General features: G+C 68.0%; 13 protein-coding genes. 5 read left to right on the top strand and 8 right to left on the bottom strand.

Annotated features, from left to right (window positions below):
* Positions 1-5 precede the first annotated feature (5 nt).
* Genes ABL838_RS17290 through hemH form a run of 3 tightly spaced genes read right to left on the bottom strand, consistent with a single transcriptional unit; the run spans position 6 to position 2,988 of the window.
* Positions 6-1,109, bottom strand: coding sequence for a hypothetical protein (locus ABL838_RS17290; RefSeq protein ID WP_418121267.1), 1,104 nt, complete (start codon positions 1,107-1,109; stop codon positions 6-8).
* A complete protein-coding gene (locus ABL838_RS17285) occupies positions 1,106-1,954 on the bottom strand; it encodes a class I SAM-dependent methyltransferase (RefSeq protein WP_418121266.1) in 849 nt (282 codons plus the stop codon). Before ABL838_RS17285 ends, ABL838_RS17290 begins: the two co-directional genes overlap by 4 nt.
* Complete coding sequence (gene hemH / locus ABL838_RS17280) at positions 1,951-2,988, bottom strand: ferrochelatase (protein WP_418121265.1); 1,038 nt, start codon at positions 2,986-2,988, stop codon at positions 1,951-1,953. The genes ABL838_RS17285 and hemH overlap by 4 nt, the downstream gene beginning before the upstream one ends.
* A gap of 15 nt (positions 2,989-3,003) precedes the next feature.
* Between hemH and ABL838_RS17275 the strand changes: the two genes are divergently transcribed.
* Positions 3,004-3,735 (top strand): HAD family hydrolase, encoded by a 732-nt coding sequence (locus tag ABL838_RS17275; RefSeq protein ID WP_418121264.1) that lies wholly within the window; start codon positions 3,004-3,006, stop codon positions 3,733-3,735.
* A gap of 3 nt (positions 3,736-3,738) precedes the next feature.
* On the opposite strand, the gene ABL838_RS17270 is transcribed toward ABL838_RS17275, so the two are convergent.
* Positions 3,739-4,044, bottom strand: a complete 306-nt coding sequence (locus ABL838_RS17270) for an NIPSNAP family protein (protein WP_126023905.1) — start codon at positions 4,042-4,044, stop codon at positions 3,739-3,741.
* Positions 4,045-4,174: 130 nt separating this feature from the next.
* Here ABL838_RS17270 and ABL838_RS17265 point away from each other — a divergent pair, with 130 nt between their 5' ends.
* Entirely contained in the window at positions 4,175-4,816 is a 642-nt protein-coding gene (locus ABL838_RS17265; RefSeq protein WP_418116667.1) for a LysE family translocator, read from the top strand.
* 12 nt (positions 4,817-4,828) lie between these two features.
* On the opposite strand, the gene ABL838_RS17260 is transcribed toward ABL838_RS17265, so the two are convergent.
* From ABL838_RS17260 to hpnC, 4 genes are read right to left on the bottom strand one after another with little or no spacing between them, the layout of a single operon-like run.
* Positions 4,829-5,137, bottom strand: coding sequence for a hypothetical protein (locus ABL838_RS17260; RefSeq protein ID WP_184637411.1), 309 nt, complete (start codon positions 5,135-5,137; stop codon positions 4,829-4,831).
* 9 nt (positions 5,138-5,146) lie between these two features.
* Positions 5,147-6,409 (bottom strand): hydroxysqualene dehydroxylase HpnE, encoded by a 1,263-nt coding sequence (gene hpnE, locus ABL838_RS17255; RefSeq protein WP_418121263.1) that lies wholly within the window; start codon positions 6,407-6,409, stop codon positions 5,147-5,149.
* Between the two features lie 2 nt (positions 6,410-6,411).
* A complete protein-coding gene (gene hpnD, locus ABL838_RS17250) occupies positions 6,412-7,251 on the bottom strand; it encodes a presqualene diphosphate synthase HpnD (RefSeq protein ID WP_126023909.1) in 840 nt (279 codons plus the stop codon).
* On the bottom strand, positions 7,248-8,162 hold the full coding sequence (gene hpnC / locus ABL838_RS17245) for a squalene synthase HpnC (RefSeq protein WP_418121262.1): 915 nt from the start codon (positions 8,160-8,162) through the stop codon (positions 7,248-7,250). The genes hpnD and hpnC overlap by 4 nt, the downstream gene beginning before the upstream one ends.
* A gap of 151 nt (positions 8,163-8,313) precedes the next feature.
* Between hpnC and ABL838_RS17240 the strand changes: the two genes are divergently transcribed.
* From ABL838_RS17240 to ABL838_RS17230, 3 genes are all read left to right on the top strand, one after another.
* Positions 8,314-10,158: a potassium transporter Kup gene (locus ABL838_RS17240; protein ID WP_418125877.1), complete on the top strand. Its 1,845-nt coding sequence runs from the start codon at positions 8,314-8,316 to the stop codon at positions 10,156-10,158.
* A gap of 117 nt (positions 10,159-10,275) precedes the next feature.
* Positions 10,276-11,475 (top strand): efflux RND transporter periplasmic adaptor subunit, encoded by a 1,200-nt coding sequence (locus ABL838_RS17235; protein ID WP_126023911.1) that lies wholly within the window; start codon positions 10,276-10,278, stop codon positions 11,473-11,475.
* A complete protein-coding gene (locus tag ABL838_RS17230; protein WP_369661998.1) occupies positions 11,472-14,630 on the top strand; it encodes an efflux RND transporter permease subunit in 3,159 nt (1,052 codons plus the stop codon). The genes ABL838_RS17235 and ABL838_RS17230 overlap by 4 nt, the downstream gene beginning before the upstream one ends.
* Positions 14,631-14,665 lie beyond the last annotated feature (35 nt).

Genomic DNA, 14,665 nt, shown 5'->3' with positions numbered 1-14,665 from the left:
CAGGATCAATTTGCCGATTCGAGGATGCGCCGCACCGCCGCCTTGCCCGCTGGCGTGAGCACCGGGCCGAGCTCGGCGTAGGGCACTTCGATCTCGATCTCGCAGCCGTTGCCGTAGGCGGGCTGGGCGAAGCGCATGCCCTTGGCTTCCAGCGTCAGGTCGTAGTAGGCGCCTTCTTCGTAGTTGGAGCGGCAGTTGTCCTCGGCCTTCGACGCGTCGATGCCCGCGTAGCGGAACAGGAAGCGGCGCAGCTTCGGCGTCATCGAGCCGCCTCCGGTGCCGGATAGCCGTCCCTCGGCCGGACGCGACTTCGACAGCGAGCGCAGGCCGAACCAGGACCATGGGTCGACCTGCTTGCCCGTCTGCAGGTCCCAGGTGCGATGGAACCAGGAGATCCCGTTGCGGCCCATGCCGGCCGCCCAGGTGTAGTTGCGGATGCTGAGCCACTGCGAGCTCCAGTACGAAGGATCGGCGGTGTTCTCGTCTTCCGCCGGTACGCCGACCCGCCCGAGGAACTCGCGGCGCTTGTCGAAGTACTCCTTGATCGTGTCCTTGCTGGTGTCGAAGTCGCGGCGCAGCTCGCGGTTGATGGCTGCCAGCGTGGGCTCGGGGCCGGAGAGTTCGATGGTTTCCTGGCCGGCGAAGCGCAGGCGGCGGAAGCTGCGGCCGGGCGCGAATTCTTCTTTCTTCCCGGTCTCGATCTTCGGCGGTGCTTCGAGCAGGCCCGCATAGCCGTCGCTGCCGCAGGCCTTGTCGCCACCCGTGGCGTCGGACAGGTCGAGCCGGATGGGCAGCGTCACGGGCACGCCCTTCACGCTCTTCCAGGTGCCGGTCAGCGTGTTGCCCTTGGCGGGGTCGAGCGACCACAGGCCGGTGTCGCCGGCTTCATGCCAGAAGCTGTCTTTCTCGACGCGGCTCAGCGGGATCGCCTTCTTGTACTGCTTGTAGAAGTAGCTGCCGCTCGGGAACTCGGCGTTGAAGCAGGCCACGATGGCCTTGGTGCCGAGCGTGCCTTCCCACACGCCCTTGGGCACTTCGGCGGTTCCGGCTGCGCGGGCCATGAAGGGCACCAGCAGAAAAAGGCCACCGAGGGCGTGAAGAGGTTTCATGGCTTGCGTGCGGAGATCGAATACATGAGCGGAATGCGCGGCATGCCCTCGGGCGGTGCCATGCGGCGCCCGCCGATGTCGCGCATGCCTTCGAAGGGCTTCCAGCCGTTGGCGTACGGGTATTCGTCGAGCCGTTCGATGACGAGGCCGGCCTGCGACAGCGCGGTCGTCACCTGGCCCACGCCCCAAGTGAACTCGAAGCTGGGGTGCGGGTTGCTGAAGTTCTCCACGCCGCGCTCGTAGCCTTCGCGCACCAGGCCGTCGCCGGAATCGGCCACGTAGTCGCCCACGCCTTCCTCGGGCACGGGGGCTTCGTTGAAGTAGTCGTAGTGGAACTTCCAGGCCGGGTCGAACACCAGCGCGAAAGGGTGGAACTCGACGAAGACGAAGCGGCCGCCGGGCTTGAGCATCTGCGCCACTCCGCGCGCCCAGGCGGCGATGTCGGAGAGCCAGCACAGCGTGCCGTACGAGCAGAAGACGATGTCGTGCTTCTCGCCGCGTGCCTGCGCGCCGCGGAAGTAGTCGTAGACATCCGAGCGCACGAAGCGCGCCGCGATGCCCGACTGCTGCGAGAGCCGGGTCGCGAAGTCGACGGCCTCGTCGGAGATGTCCACGCCCGTCACCTCGGCGCCGAGGCGCGCGATGCTCAGGCTGTCCTGTCCGGCGTTGCACTGCAGGTGCAGCACAGACAGGCCTTTCAAGTCACCGAGCAGGCGGGCTTCTTCGGGGAAGAGGGTGGAGCCGCCCTTGCGGAAGAAGGCGGCCTGATCGCCCTTGTGGCTGTTGTGTGCGACGGTGGCCGCGTTCCACGAGAGCCGGTTGGCTTCGTGCAGATACTGTTTCATGGGGTGGTGTTCGTTCTTTGCGTGGGCCAGCCCGCCAGGTTGCGCTCGGCGATGCCCGCGAGCGCGGTGATCCATGCCGGGCTGTCGTTCAGGCAGGGGATGTAGCTGAAGGCTTCGCCGCCCGCGTGCACGAAGGCTTCGCGGCCTTCCATGGCGATTTCTTCGAGTGTCTCGAGGCAGTCGGCCGGGAAGCCCGGGCAGACCACGTCGACGCGCTTCACGCCGGAGGCGCCGAGTTCGCGCAGCGTGGGCTCGGTGTAGGGTTCCAGCCATTTGGCCTTGCCGAAGCGCGACTGGAAGGTCACGCGGTACTGGGCACTCGAAAGGCCCAGCCGCGCTGCGAGCAGGCGTGCGGTTTCGGTGCACTGCGCCTGGTACGGATCGCCCAGCGCGATGTTGCGCGCGGGAATGCCGTGGAAGCTCATCAGCAGCACCTCGCCGCGGCCTTCGGTTTTCCAGTGCTTCTCGATGCTCTGCGCGAGCGCCTCGATGTAGGCCGGGTCGTCGTGGTAGTCGTTGACGAAGCGGAACTCGGGCACGCGGCGCTGCTTGCGGCTCCACGCGTTCACCGCATCGATCACGCTCGCGGTGGTGGTGCCCGAATACTGGGGGTAGGCCTGCAGCACCAGCACGCGGGCGGCGCCTTCGGCCTGCAGCGCGTCGAGCCGGGAGGCGATGGAGGGGCTGGCGTAGCGCATCGCGTCGCGCACCACCACATGGTGGCTGCGCTCGCCTAGCCAGCCGGCCAGCAGCGTGGCCTGCTTCTGCGTCCACACTTTCAGCGGCGAGCCTTCGCGCATCCAGATGCTCGCGTACTTGGCGGCTGACTTGACAGGCCGCGTGCGAAGAATGATGCCGTGCAGGATCGGCGCCCAGAGCAGCCTGGGGATCTCTACCACGCGGGGGTCGCCCAGGAAGTCGGCGAGGTAGGGGCGCACGGCTGCTGCTGTGGGGGCATCAGGTGAGCCGAGGTTGCACCAGAGCACTGCGGTGCGCGGGGTACTCGGGGGAGCGTTCTCGTGAGTCGAAGGCATGCGATATTCTCGGGCATGACTTCCGCTTCCCCGGCGCCCGCGGGCGCCGCGCCTCTCGATCTCAAGCGTATTTCGGCGATCTCGCTGGACCTCGACGACACCCTCTGGCCGATCTGGCCGACCATCGAACGCGCCGAGGCCGTGCTGCATGCGTGGCTGCTGCGCGAGGCGCCCAAGACGGCCAGCCTGCTGATGACGCCGGGCATCCTGCGTGAGCTGCGCGAAGCCACCGCCAAGGAGCGTTCGGATCTCGCGCATGACCTGAGCGCGCTGCGCCGCGAGTCGATCCGCACCGCGCTCACCCGCGCGGGCGAAGACCCGGCGCTGGCCGACCCGGCCTTCGACGCCTTCTTTGCCGAGCGCCAGCGCGTGACGCTCTACGACGACGCGCTTCCGGCGCTGAAGTGGCTCAGCGAGCGCTATCCGCTGGTGGCCATCTCCAACGGCAACGCCGACATCCAGAAGACCGGCGTGGGCCGCTGGTTCCGCACCGCCTTCAACGCGCGCGCCTTCGGCAGCGGCAAGCCGCACGCGCCGATCTTCCGCGCCGCGGCCGCATCGGTCGGCCTGCTGCCCAGGGACGTGCTGCACGTGGGCGATGATGCCGAGCTGGACGTGGTCGGCGCGCTCAACGCCGGCATGCAGGCCGCCTGGCTGGTGCGCGACGAGCGGCCCTGGGTGCACGGCGCGCGGCCGCAGCTGATCGTGCCCAACCTGCACGCGCTGTGCGTGGCGCTGGGCGGCTGAGGGCTAGGCGAAGACTGGTCTGAAGAAGCTGCGCTCGTAGCTCACGATGCAGCGGGTTTCCTCCGCGTACTTGAATGCGGCCTGGCATTCCGGGTCCTGCATCGAGTCGGCGCGGTACTTCTCGTAGGCGGCCAGGCTCGGGAAGGTGAACATCGCCAGCGCCACGTTGTTCGTGCCCTCCGAGGGCAGGAAGTAGCCGTGGTGCTTGCCGCCGAACTTCTCGACCAGCGGAATCCAGAGCTTGCCGTAGTGCTCGAATTCCTTGAGCTTGTAGGCGTCGACGATGTAGCGCAGGTAGCAGGTGACCATGGGAGTCCGTCTTTCGGGATGGGGGTAGAGGGGTATTGGCGCGGCGTCTGCAGCCGCGCGCGGGGCTGACTATAGTTTCCGGGCTGTTGTCCCCAACCTCCGCGGCCTTGCGCCGGACAGGAACCCCGAAGTGCATCTCTCCAACTGGCTTCTGTTTTGCGGCGTCACGCTGCTCGTCGTCTTCACACCCGGGCCGGCCGTGCTGCTCGCGGTCTCGAACTCGATGAGCGTCGGCCCGCGACGGGCAATGATCAGTTCGCTGGGCAACGCTGCCGGGCTTTTCATGGTGTCGGCCGCCGCGATGGCGGGGTTGGGCGTGGTGCTCTCCACCTCGGCCCATGCCTTCATGGTGCTGAAGCTGGCCGGTGCGGCCTACCTGATCTACCTGGGCATCAAGCAATGGCGCAGCCAGGGCAGCGTGTTCGCCGACGTGCAGGGCGGTCCGTCCGCCGGCACTCCGCGTTCGAGCTGGCGCCTCTTCGGCCACGGGATGACGGTCGCGCTGACCAATCCCAAGGGCATCCTTTTCTTCTCGGCCCTGTTCCCGCAGTTCCTGACGCAGGACGCACCCATCCTCACGCAGTTCGCGGTGCTGACCGGCACCTTCGCCGCTGCCTCGGTGGTCGCCCACTCGTTCTATGTGCTGCTGGCGCGCCTGTTGCGCAGGCAACTCTCCGATCCGCGTCGCACGCGCATCTTCAACAAGGTGTCGGGCGGGGCCTTCGTGCTGCTGGGGCTTAGCCTGCTTCGGCTGCGCAACAAGGCGGCCTGATCTCGCCTTTTCTCAGTCGAACCCGAAGCGCTCGCGCAGCGCCGTGCAGAAGTCGGCGGTGCCGCTGATCGACAGGGTAATAGTGTCGTAGCGCGGATCGTCCTCGCTCGATTCCTGCAGGTCGTAGTCCCACAGGCCGCGTTCGTCGAGGGCGCCGCGTGCATCCGGAAAGGCGGCCTCGGCCCAGGCCAGTACGCGGGCGACTTCGGCCCGTACTTCGGGCGTCTTGTCGGGCGAGGTCGATGCCATGGCGTCGAAGGTGCCGTGGCCTTCGGTGTCTTCGCTGTAGTCGAAGTCGAGATAGCGCAGTCCGGTCGTCATGGCGTCGATTCAGTTCAATGATCTGGCGGCGGCGAGCCCGCTGAGCACCGCGCCTTCGAGCGTGGCGGGGTAGGGGCCTTCGATGTAGTCGCCGCAGGCCTGCAGGCCCGGTGCGATGGACGATGACGGCCGCGCGAGGCCGGGCGTGCAGGCGAAGGTGGCGCGCTTCTCGACCACGGTCTGCACCAGTTGCAGGTTCGATTGGCCCAGCTGCGCGGCGGCTTGCGCGATGACCTTTTCTTCCAGCACCTCGCGCGATGCCTCGTTCGCGCTCACGACCATCGCGAGCACGCCCTGCAGGCCGCCGAACTGGCTCCTGTCGAAAACGAACTGGGCCGGCGCCGTGGCTGGATGGCTGCGCAGCGCGAGCATCGGCTCGGCAAGCGGCGTGGCGCCGCGCACATAGACAGTGGCGATGGCCTCGAAGCGCAGCGCCTCGGTGGTCTCGCACCAGCGATTCGCCGGCAGGCCCGAGGCGCGGACCAGCCGTGCCGCATCCCACGGAGCGCAGGCCAGCACGACCTGATCGAAGGCTTCGCCGTCGACCAGCCACTGCCCGGCTTCGGATGCGATGGCACGCACGCGCGTGCCGATGCGCACCGTGGCGCCTTGCCGTGTCAGCCAGCGGATCGCGGCATCGGGCAGCAGCGCGCCCAGGTCGGCGCGCGGCAGCAACAGGTCGGCGCCGCCGCTTCCGCTGAAGAGCGCGTCCTTCAGCACGCGCAGGAAGACTTCGCCGCTCGACTGCGCCACGGGCGTGTTGAGCGCCGAAACGCACAGCGGTTCGATCAGCTCCCGCATCACGCGCGGAGTGAGCCCGGCGCACAGATCGGCAACCGTCGTGCCGCCGGCACAGCGAAAGCCCGAAAGCCTCCAGCCGATGGCGGTGCGCAGCAACGACGACTTGTCGCGCCACGTCCAGCCCCGCGCCGTGAAGATGCCGGCCAGCAGGTCGAGCGGCGCAGGCAGCCGAGGCAGCTTCAGCCCGCCGCCATCGGCAAAGCGCAGCGAAAGAGGCAGCCGCAGCAGCGCGCCTTCGACATCGACGCCGACGTCGCGCATCAGCTGCAGCGTGGCGGTGTACGCACCGATCAGGATGTGCTGGCCGTTGTCCAGCGCCAGCCCGTGCATGTTGTCGACCCGCCGCGCCCGGCCGCCCGGCATGTGCGCTGCCTCGAACAGCGTGACGGCATGGCCGAGCCGCGTGGCCTCCACCGCGCAGGCGAGGCCGGCCCAGCCTGCGCCGATGACGGCGGTCTTCTTCCTGGTCAAGCTCAGATTCGTCCGAGGGCCTGAACCTTCCACGCCAGCCAGAACTTGCGCACCGGCGTCAGGCTCACGCGCTGGTTCAGCACCTGGAAGTTGTCGCGTTCGATCTCCCGCAGCAGGGTGCGGTAGATGCTGGCCATCATCAGGCCGGGCTTCTGCGAGCGGCGGTCGGCCAGGGGGAGCAGGGCGAGCGCTTCGTCGTAGGCGGCGTGGGCGCGGGCGGCCTGGAACTTCATGAGTTCGACGAAACGCTCGGAGTGCACGCGGTTCAGGATCTCGTGCGCCTTCACGTCGAACTTCTGCAACTCGTTGACCGGCAGGTAGATGCGGCCGCGCAGGGCGTCCTCGCCCACGTCGCGCAGGATGTTGGTGAGCTGCAGCGCCAGGCCCAGCTTGTGGGCGTAGGCAGTGGTCTGGGCGTCGGTCTGGCCGAAGATGCGGGCAGCGACCTCGCCGACCACGCCGGCCACGAGGTGGCAATAGCGAGAGAGGCCCTGGAAGTCGAGGTAGCGCGTCTGTTCGAGGTCCATCTGGCAGCCGTCGATCACCTCGTTGAGCTGGCGTGCCTCGATGCCATAGGCCGCGGCATGCGGCATCAGCGCCTGCATCACCGGATGGCGTGGCGTGCCCGCGAAGGACTGCGAGACCTCGGTGCGCCACCAGGCGAGCTTGGTGGCGGCCACGCCGGGGTCGCTGACCTCGTCGACCACGTCGTCGACTTCCCGGCAGAAGGCATAGAAGGCGGTGATCGCGGCGCGGCGCGGCTTGGGAAGGAACAGGAAGGCGTAATAGAAACTGCTGCCCGAGGCGGCGGCCTTGTCTTGCACGTATTGCTCGGGGGTCATCGGGGAGGCGCTGCTTTCATGGGGCGTGATTGTCTCCGCATCCGCACGGCCTTCCAGAGCAGCACCGGCGCGTCGAGCTTGCCGATGGCGGGGCGCTGCGTGAAGGTGTCGAAGCCCAGGTCCTGGATCTTGTCGAGGATGCGCAGGCCACCCTGCACCACGAGGCGCAGCTCCCAGCCGGCGCGGCCGGGCAGGCGGTGCACGAGGGGGGCGCCCTCGTTCATGAGTTCGCGCGCCCAGTAAGACACGACTGCTATCAGATTGATAGCTTCCTGCGGAGGCTCCGCGCGCGAGAGCGGCGCGAAGACCTTGAAGTGCTCGGGCGAGAGGCCGCGCCGGTCGCAGTCGGTCAGCGGAAAGTAGAAGCGGCCGCGCGGAAGGTCGACGCTCGGGTCCTGCCAGAAGTTGATGAGCTGCAGCGCGCTGCAGATCGCGTCGCTCTGCGCCAGGGCCTCGGCGTCGTGCACGCCGTAGAGATGCAGCAGCAGGCGCCCGACGGGGTTGGCGGAGCGGCGGCAGTAGTCGAGCAGTTCGGCGCGGTCGGCGTAGGTGCCGCGGTCGCGGGTTTTCTCGATGTCCTGCATGAAGGCGCTCAGCAGGTCGGCGAGCAGGTCTTCGGGCAGGCCGTGGCGGGCGATGCTGTGGGCCAGCGGACCGAAGACCTGGGGCCAGCGCGATCTGGGCAGCACTTCGCCGCGGGCAGCCGAGGCGAGTTCTGTGCGATAGGCGCGCAGGTCGGCCAGGCGCTCGGCGGGCGAGGCGCTGCCTTCGTCGGCGATGTCGTCGGCAGTGCGCGCGAAGTGGTAGATCGCCGCGATCGGCGGGCGCAGATGCGGCGGGCACAGCCACGAGGCTACGGGGAAGTTCTCGTAGTGCGCAGGCGGCGCGGCATGTTGGGGAGTGGCGGACACGCCACGATTGTCCGCGACGGCGCAATGCCCCCGCACTATGCTCGCAGCGTCGCCACTACGAACTCCCCGCTTCATGAAAGCATCCGCTCCGGCTTCCGGGTCCCAGGTTTCTGCGTACGGGGAGGCGGCGCACCCGACGGGCCCGGCGCTCATGGTGGCGGCGCTGGGCGTCGTGTTCGGCGACATCGGCACCTCGCCGCTGTACGCCTTCAAGGAAACGATGAACCCCGAGCACGGCGTGCCGTTCACGCCCGATTCGGTTCTGGGGCTGCTCTCGCTGATCTTCTGGGGGCTGATGTTCGTGGTCACGCTGAAGTACGTGGTGTTCGTGCTGCGCGCCGACCACGATGGCGAGGGCGGCATCCTGGCGCTGCAGGCCTTGGCGCGCAGCGCCGTCGCGGGGCCGAAGACGAAGCCATGGGTGTGGAACGCCATCGGGCTGCTGGGCCTGGTGGGTGCGGCCATGTTCTACGGCGACAGCCTGATCACGCCGGCCATCTCGGTGCTGTCGGCGGTCGAGGGGCTGGAGGTGCAGGCGCCGGTGCTGCAGCGCGCGGTGCTGCCGATCACGGTGGCGATCCTGATCGCGCTTTTCATGGTGCAGAAGAAGGGCACCGGCACGGTGGGCAAGATATTCGGGCCGGTCATGCTGCTGTGGTTCATCGTGCTGGCGGTGGCCGGCGCGTGGCAGGTGCTGCAGCAGCCGCAGGTGCTGGCGGCGCTTGATCCGCGGCGCGCCTTCGGCTTCCTGATCGAGCACCGGGCGCAGTCGCTGGCGGTGCTCGGAGCGGTGTTCCTGGCTTTCACGGGCGGCGAGGCGCTTTATGCCGACATGGGGCATTTCGGCGCGAAGCCGATCCGGCTGGCGTGGCTCTTCATCGCGCTGCCGGGGCTGGTGCTGAACTACTTCGGGCAGGGCGCGCTGGTGCTGGCGAACCCGGCGGCCATCGACAACCCGTTCTTCCGGCTCTTTCCCTCGTGGGGCGTGCTGCCGATGGTGGTGCTGGCCGCGATGGCGACGGTGATCGCCTCGCAGGCGGTGATTTCGGGCGCGTTCTCGCTCACGGCGCATGCCATGCGCATGGGCTACCTGCCTCGCATGCGGGTGATTCAGACTTCGGGCGCGGCCATCGGGCAGATCTACGTGCCGGCGGTCAACTGGCTGCTGATGGTGGGCGTGCTGCTGCTGGTGCTGGGCTTTCGCAGTTCGGGGGCGCTGTCGGCGGCATACGGCATCGCGGTGTCGATCACGATGGTGACGACGACGCTTCTGGCCGGCATCGTGGCCTGGGGCCTGTGGCGCTGGAACAAGGTGGCGGTGGTGATCGGCGTGACGGCCTTCGCGGTGGTCGACCTGACCTTCGTGATCGCCAACAGCCTGAAGGTGGCCGAGGGCGGCTGGCTCACGCTGGCGGTGGCGGCCGTGGTGATGGTGCTCTTCACCACCTGGTCGAAGGGGCGCCGGCTGGGGCTGGAGGCTGCCGCGGCCGAGAGCCTGCCGCTGCGGCCCTTCGTCGAGTCGCTGGCGCAGCACATGCCGCACCGGGTGAGCGGAACGGCCGTGTTCCTGAACCCCGATGCCACGGCGGTGCCGCATGCGCTGCTGCACAACCTCAAGCACAACCAGGTGCTGCACGAGCAGGTGATCGTGCTGCGCGTGCTGGCCTGCGACACGCCGCGCGTCGACGCGCGCATCCGCATCGAGGCCGAGCAGCTGATGGAGGGCATCTGGATGGTCACGGCGCGCCACGGTTTCATGGAGCGGCCCGACGTGCCGGAATTCATCCGCATCCTGGCCTACCAGAAGACGCTGGCGATCGATTCGATGAAGACCTCGTACTTCGTCTCGCGCGCCTCGGTGGGCGAGGAGAACCTGCCGGGCATGAACCCGATCCGGCGGGCGCTCTTCGGCTGGCTGCAGCGCAACGCAGGCCGGGCATCCGACTACTTTGAACTGCCCGACAACCGTCTCGTGGAGATGGGCCAGCGCACCTAGTTTTTCGGCGGCCGGCCGCCCTAGTGACCAACGGGTCATTGACACTGGTTCACGTTTACCCTAGATTACTAACCAGTGGGTCAGTAATGGCCCGGGTTCGTCCTACCAGGGTGTCTCATGACCGCCTCCACCGTCTCTCCGTTCCGTGTGCGCAGCGCCGCCTGGCTGCTGCTTCCCGCCGTGCTGCTGGCCGGCTGCTCTCCAAAGCCTGCGGCCGAAGACCCGGTGCGCGCGGTCAAATTCGTGACCGTGGGGACTAGCGAATTCGATGCCCAGCCCGAGTTCTCGGCCGAGGTGCGAGCTCGCGTCGAATCGCGCCTGGGCTTTCGCGTAGGGGGCAAGATCACCAAGCGTCAGGCCGAACTCGGCCAGCATGTGCAGGCCGGGCAGGTTCTGGCCCAGCTCGATCCGCAGGACTACCGCCTTGCCGCCGAAGCCGCACGGGCCCAGCAGGCCGCGGCGCTGACCAATCGTGACCTCGCGGCTGCAGACCTCAAGCGCTACACCGAACTGCGGTCGCAGAACTTCATCAGCGGCGCCGAGCTGGAGCGCCGCGAAACCACCTGGAAGGCCGCGCAGGCCCAGCTCGAGCAGGCGCAGGCGCAACTGGCCTCGCAGGGCAACCAGGCCAACTACACGACGCTGGTGGCCGACGTGGCCGGCATCGTCACCGCCATCGAGGCCGAGCCCGGCCAGGTCGTGCAGGCCGGCACACCGGTCGTGCGCATCGCCCAGGACGGCGCGCGCGACGTGGTGTTCGCGGTGCCTGAAGACCGCGCCACGCTGATCAAGACCGGCTCGCCCGTCACGGTGCGCGGCTGGTCCGGCGGCAATGAACTGCAGGGCCAGGTGCGAGAGGTGGCGGCCAGCGCCGATGCCGTCACGCGCACCTACTCGGTCAAGGTTTCCATCGACGCCGCTACCGCGCCCCCTCTGGGCGCCACGGTCTATGCGCGTCCCCAGGCGCTGGCGCACGCGGGTGCCACGGTGATGAAGCTGCCGACCAGCGCGCTGCGCCAGGAAGGCAAGGGCACGTCGGTGTGGGTGCTCGACAAGTCGACGATGACGGTGCGCTCGCAGCCCGTGCAGGTGGCCACCGCCGACGGCAATGAAGCCGTGATCGCCGGCGGCATCTCGCCCGGCATGATGGTCGTGGCCGCCGGCGTGCATGTGCTGTCGCCGGGGCAGAAGGTCACCATCTACCAGTCTCGCGAGGCGGCCGCGGCCGCCGCCAACGCAGGTGCCAAGGAGTCGGCCCAGCCCGTCACGGCTGTCGCGGCGACGAACAAAGAGATCGCAGCGGGTGCCGCCAAATGAGCGGCGGCGCGGCGAACCCCAACGACAAGCCCTCCGGCTTCAATCTCTCCAAATGGGCGCTGGACCACGCGCCCCTCACGCGCTACCTGATGGTGGTGCTGATGGTGCTGGGCGCGTTCGCGTACTTCCAGCTCGGGCAGGACGAGGACCCGCCGTTCACCTTCCGCGCGATGGTGGTGCGCACCTACTGGCCCGGCGCCACCGCGCAGCAGGTGGCCGAGCAGGTCACCGACAAGCTCGAGCGCACGCTGCAGGAGGCCCCGTACGCCGACAAGATCCGCAGCTACTCGAAGCCCGGCGAGTCTCAGATCATCTTCAACATCAAGGATTCGTCGAAGTCCACCGAGGTGGCCAACGTCTGGTACACGGTGCGCAAGAAGATCGGCGACATGCGTGCCACGCTGCCCGCCGGCGTGCAGGGACCGTTCTTCAATGACGACTTCGGCGACGTCTACGGCGTGATCTACGCGCTGGAGAGCGACGGCTTCAGCTATGCCGAGCTCAAGACGCTGGCCGACGACGTGCGCCAGCAGCTGCTGCGCGTGAAGGACGTGGCCAAGGTCGACCAGTTTGGTGTGCAGGACGAGAAGGTCTACATCGAGATCTCGCAGAAGCGCCTGGCGCAGCTGGGGCTCGATTTCAACGCGGTGCTCTCGCAGCTCGGCTCGCAGAACGCCATCGAGAGCGCGGGCACCATCCAGTCGCCGCTCGACGTGGTGCAAGTGCGCGTGGCCGGCCAGTTCACCAGCGTAGACCAGCTGCGCGAGATGCCCATCCGCGGCAGCTCGGGCAACCAGCTCAAGCTCGGCGACATCGCCGACATCCATCGCGGCTATGTCGATCCGCCCTCGGTCAAGATGCATCACCAGGGCAAGGAAGTGATCGGCCTGGGCGTGTCGATGGCCAAGGGCGGCGACATCATCGCACTGGGCAAGGCGCTGAAGGCGACCGCCGTGACCATCGGGCAGCGGCTGCCGGCCGGCGTGAAGCTGGCGCAGGTGCAGGACCAGCCGGTGGCGGTGGCGAGTTCGGTGAACGAGTTCGTGGGCGTGCTGATCGAGGCCGTGGCCATCGTGCTGGCCGTGAGCATCATCTCGCTCGGGCTGCACAAGGGCGGGCGCTTCGGCTGGTACATCGACATGCGCCCGGGCCTGGTGGTGGCCATCACCATTCCGCTGGTGCTGGCCGTGACCTTCCTGGCGATGAACTACTTCGGCATCGGGCTGCACAAGATATCGCTGGGCTCGCTCATCATCGCGCTGGGCCTGCTGGTGGACGACGCCATCATCGCGGTCGAGATGATGGTGCGGAAGATGGAGGAGGGCTACGACAAGGTCCGCGCCGCCACCTTCGCCTACGACGTGACGGCCAAGCCGATGCTCACGGGCACGCTCATCACCGCGGCGGGCTTCCTGCCGATCGGCATCGCCAAGTCGGTGACGGGCGAGTACACCTTCGCCATCTTCGCGGTGACGGTGATCGCGCTGGTGCTGTCGTGGATCGTCTCGGTGTACTTCGTGCCCTATCTCGGCACGCTGCTGCTCAAGGTGAAGCCGCACGACGCGAACGCGCCGCCGCACGAGCTCTTCGACACGCCGTTCTACAACGCCTTCCGCCGCTCGGTGAACTGGTGCGTGCAGCACCGCTGGATGACCATCGGCGCCACGGTGCTGATCTTCGCGCTGGGCATCGTCGGCATGGGCAAGGTGCAGCAGCAGTTCTTCCCGGATTCGAGCCGGCCGGAAATCCTGGTCGACCTCTGGTTCCCCGAGGGCACCTCGTTCACCGCGAACGAGGAAGTGGCCAGGCGCGTCGAGAAGCGTGTGATGCAGGAGGCCGGCGTGAGCACCGTCAGCACCTGGATCGGCTCCGGCGTGCCGCGCTTCTACCTGCCGCTGGACCAGGTGTTTCCGCAGACCAACGTCTCGCAGCTGATCGTGCTGGCCAAGGACCTGAAGGTGCGCGAGACCCTGCGCATCAAGTTGCCCCAGGTGCTGGCGCAGGAATTCCCCGAGGTGCGCGGCCGCGTCAAGCTGCTGCCCAACGGGCCGCCGGTGCCGTACCCGGTGCAGTTCCGCGTGATCGGCCCCGACCCGGCGCTGCTGCGCGGCCATGCGGACGAGGTGAAGGCCGTGCTGCGCGACAACGCCAACATGCGCGGCGTGAACGACAACTGGAACGAATCGGTGAAGGTGATCCGCCTCGAGATCGACCAGGCCAAGGCGCGCGCGCTCGGCGTGACCAGCCAGGCCATCGCGCAGGCTTCCAAGACCATGTTCAGCGGCACCACCGTGGGCCAGTACCGCGAGAACGACCTGCTGATCGACATCGTGCTGCGCCAGGCGCCCGACGAGCGCCAGGCCATCTCGGACATCGGCAACGCCTACATACCGACGGCCTCGGGTCGCTCGATCCCGCTCACGCAGATCGCCAAGCCGGTGTTCACCTGGGAGCCGGGCGTGATGTGGCGCGAGAACCGCGACTACGCCATCACCGTGCAGGGCGACGTGGTCGAGGGCCTGCAGGGCGCGACCGTGACCGATCAGCTGCTGCCGAAGCTGCGCGAGCTGGAAGCCGGCTGGGTCGCGGCCGGGCAGGGCGCCTACCGCATCGAGGTAGCCGGGGCGGTGGAGGAAAGCAGCAAGGGCTCGGCCTCCATCGTGGCGGGCGTGCCGATCATGCTGTTCCTGGTGTTCACGCTGCTGATGCTGCAGCTGCACAGCTTCAGCCGCTCGCTGCTGGTGTTCATTACCGGCCCGATGGGCATCGCCGGCGTGGCGGGCGCGCTGCTGGTGCTGAACCGGCCCTTCGGCTTCGTCGCACTGCTTGGTGTGATCGCGCTGATGGGCATGATCCAGCGCAACGCGGTGATCCTGATCGACCAGATCGAGCTCGACCGCGCGGCGGGCGTGCCGGCGTGGGACGCGATCGTGGAGTCGGCTGTACGCCGCCTGCGGCCCATCGTGCTGACCGCGGCCGCGGCGGTACTGGCGATGATCCCGCTGTCGCGCAGCGTGTTCTGGGGGCCGATGGCCGTCGCCATCATGGGCGGGCTGATCGTGGCAACGGTATTGACCCTGCTGGCGTTGCCGGCGATGTATGCCGCCGCATTCCGTGTGAAGCGCGAGCCGGAAGCGGCCCCAATTAGCGTTTAAAATCGCTGGCTAACCGATTTCAAGCGGATGGTCTT

Origin of the sequence: Variovorax sp. 160MFSha2.1 (genome assembly GCF_048305075.1) — a bacterium.
GTDB lineage: Bacteria > Pseudomonadota > Gammaproteobacteria > Burkholderiales > Burkholderiaceae_C > Variovorax > Variovorax guangxiensis.
Note: the sequence above shows the minus strand (reverse complement) of the source record. Positions and strands in the feature narration are given on the sequence as shown.

What these genes read in the sequence shown, in the direction of transcription:
- ABL838_RS17275 (WP_418121264.1), top strand. Translation starts at nt 3,004, where the DNA reads ATGACTTCCGCTTCCCCGGCGCCCGCGGGCGCCGCGCCTCTCGATCTC.
- ABL838_RS17270 (WP_126023905.1), bottom strand. Translation starts at nt 4,044, where the DNA reads ATGGTCACCTGCTACCTGCGCTACATCGTCGACGCCTACAAGCTCAAG.
- ABL838_RS17285 (WP_418121266.1), bottom strand. Translation starts at nt 1,954, where the DNA reads ATGAAACAGTATCTGCACGAAGCCAACCGGCTCTCGTGGAACGCGGCC.
- ABL838_RS17290 (WP_418121267.1), bottom strand. Translation starts at nt 1,109, where the DNA reads ATGAAACCTCTTCACGCCCTCGGTGGCCTTTTTCTGCTGGTGCCCTTC.
- ABL838_RS17230 (WP_369661998.1), top strand. Translation starts at nt 11,472, where the DNA reads ATGAGCGGCGGCGCGGCGAACCCCAACGACAAGCCCTCCGGCTTCAAT.
- hemH (WP_418121265.1), bottom strand. Translation starts at nt 2,988, where the DNA reads ATGCCTTCGACTCACGAGAACGCTCCCCCGAGTACCCCGCGCACCGCA.
- ABL838_RS17240 (WP_418125877.1), top strand. Translation starts at nt 8,314, where the DNA reads ATGGTGGCGGCGCTGGGCGTCGTGTTCGGCGACATCGGCACCTCGCCG.
- hpnD (WP_126023909.1), bottom strand. Translation starts at nt 7,251, where the DNA reads ATGACCCCCGAGCAATACGTGCAAGACAAGGCCGCCGCCTCGGGCAGC.
- ABL838_RS17235 (WP_126023911.1), top strand. Translation starts at nt 10,276, where the DNA reads ATGACCGCCTCCACCGTCTCTCCGTTCCGTGTGCGCAGCGCCGCCTGG.
- ABL838_RS17260 (WP_184637411.1), bottom strand. Translation starts at nt 5,137, where the DNA reads ATGACGACCGGACTGCGCTATCTCGACTTCGACTACAGCGAAGACACC.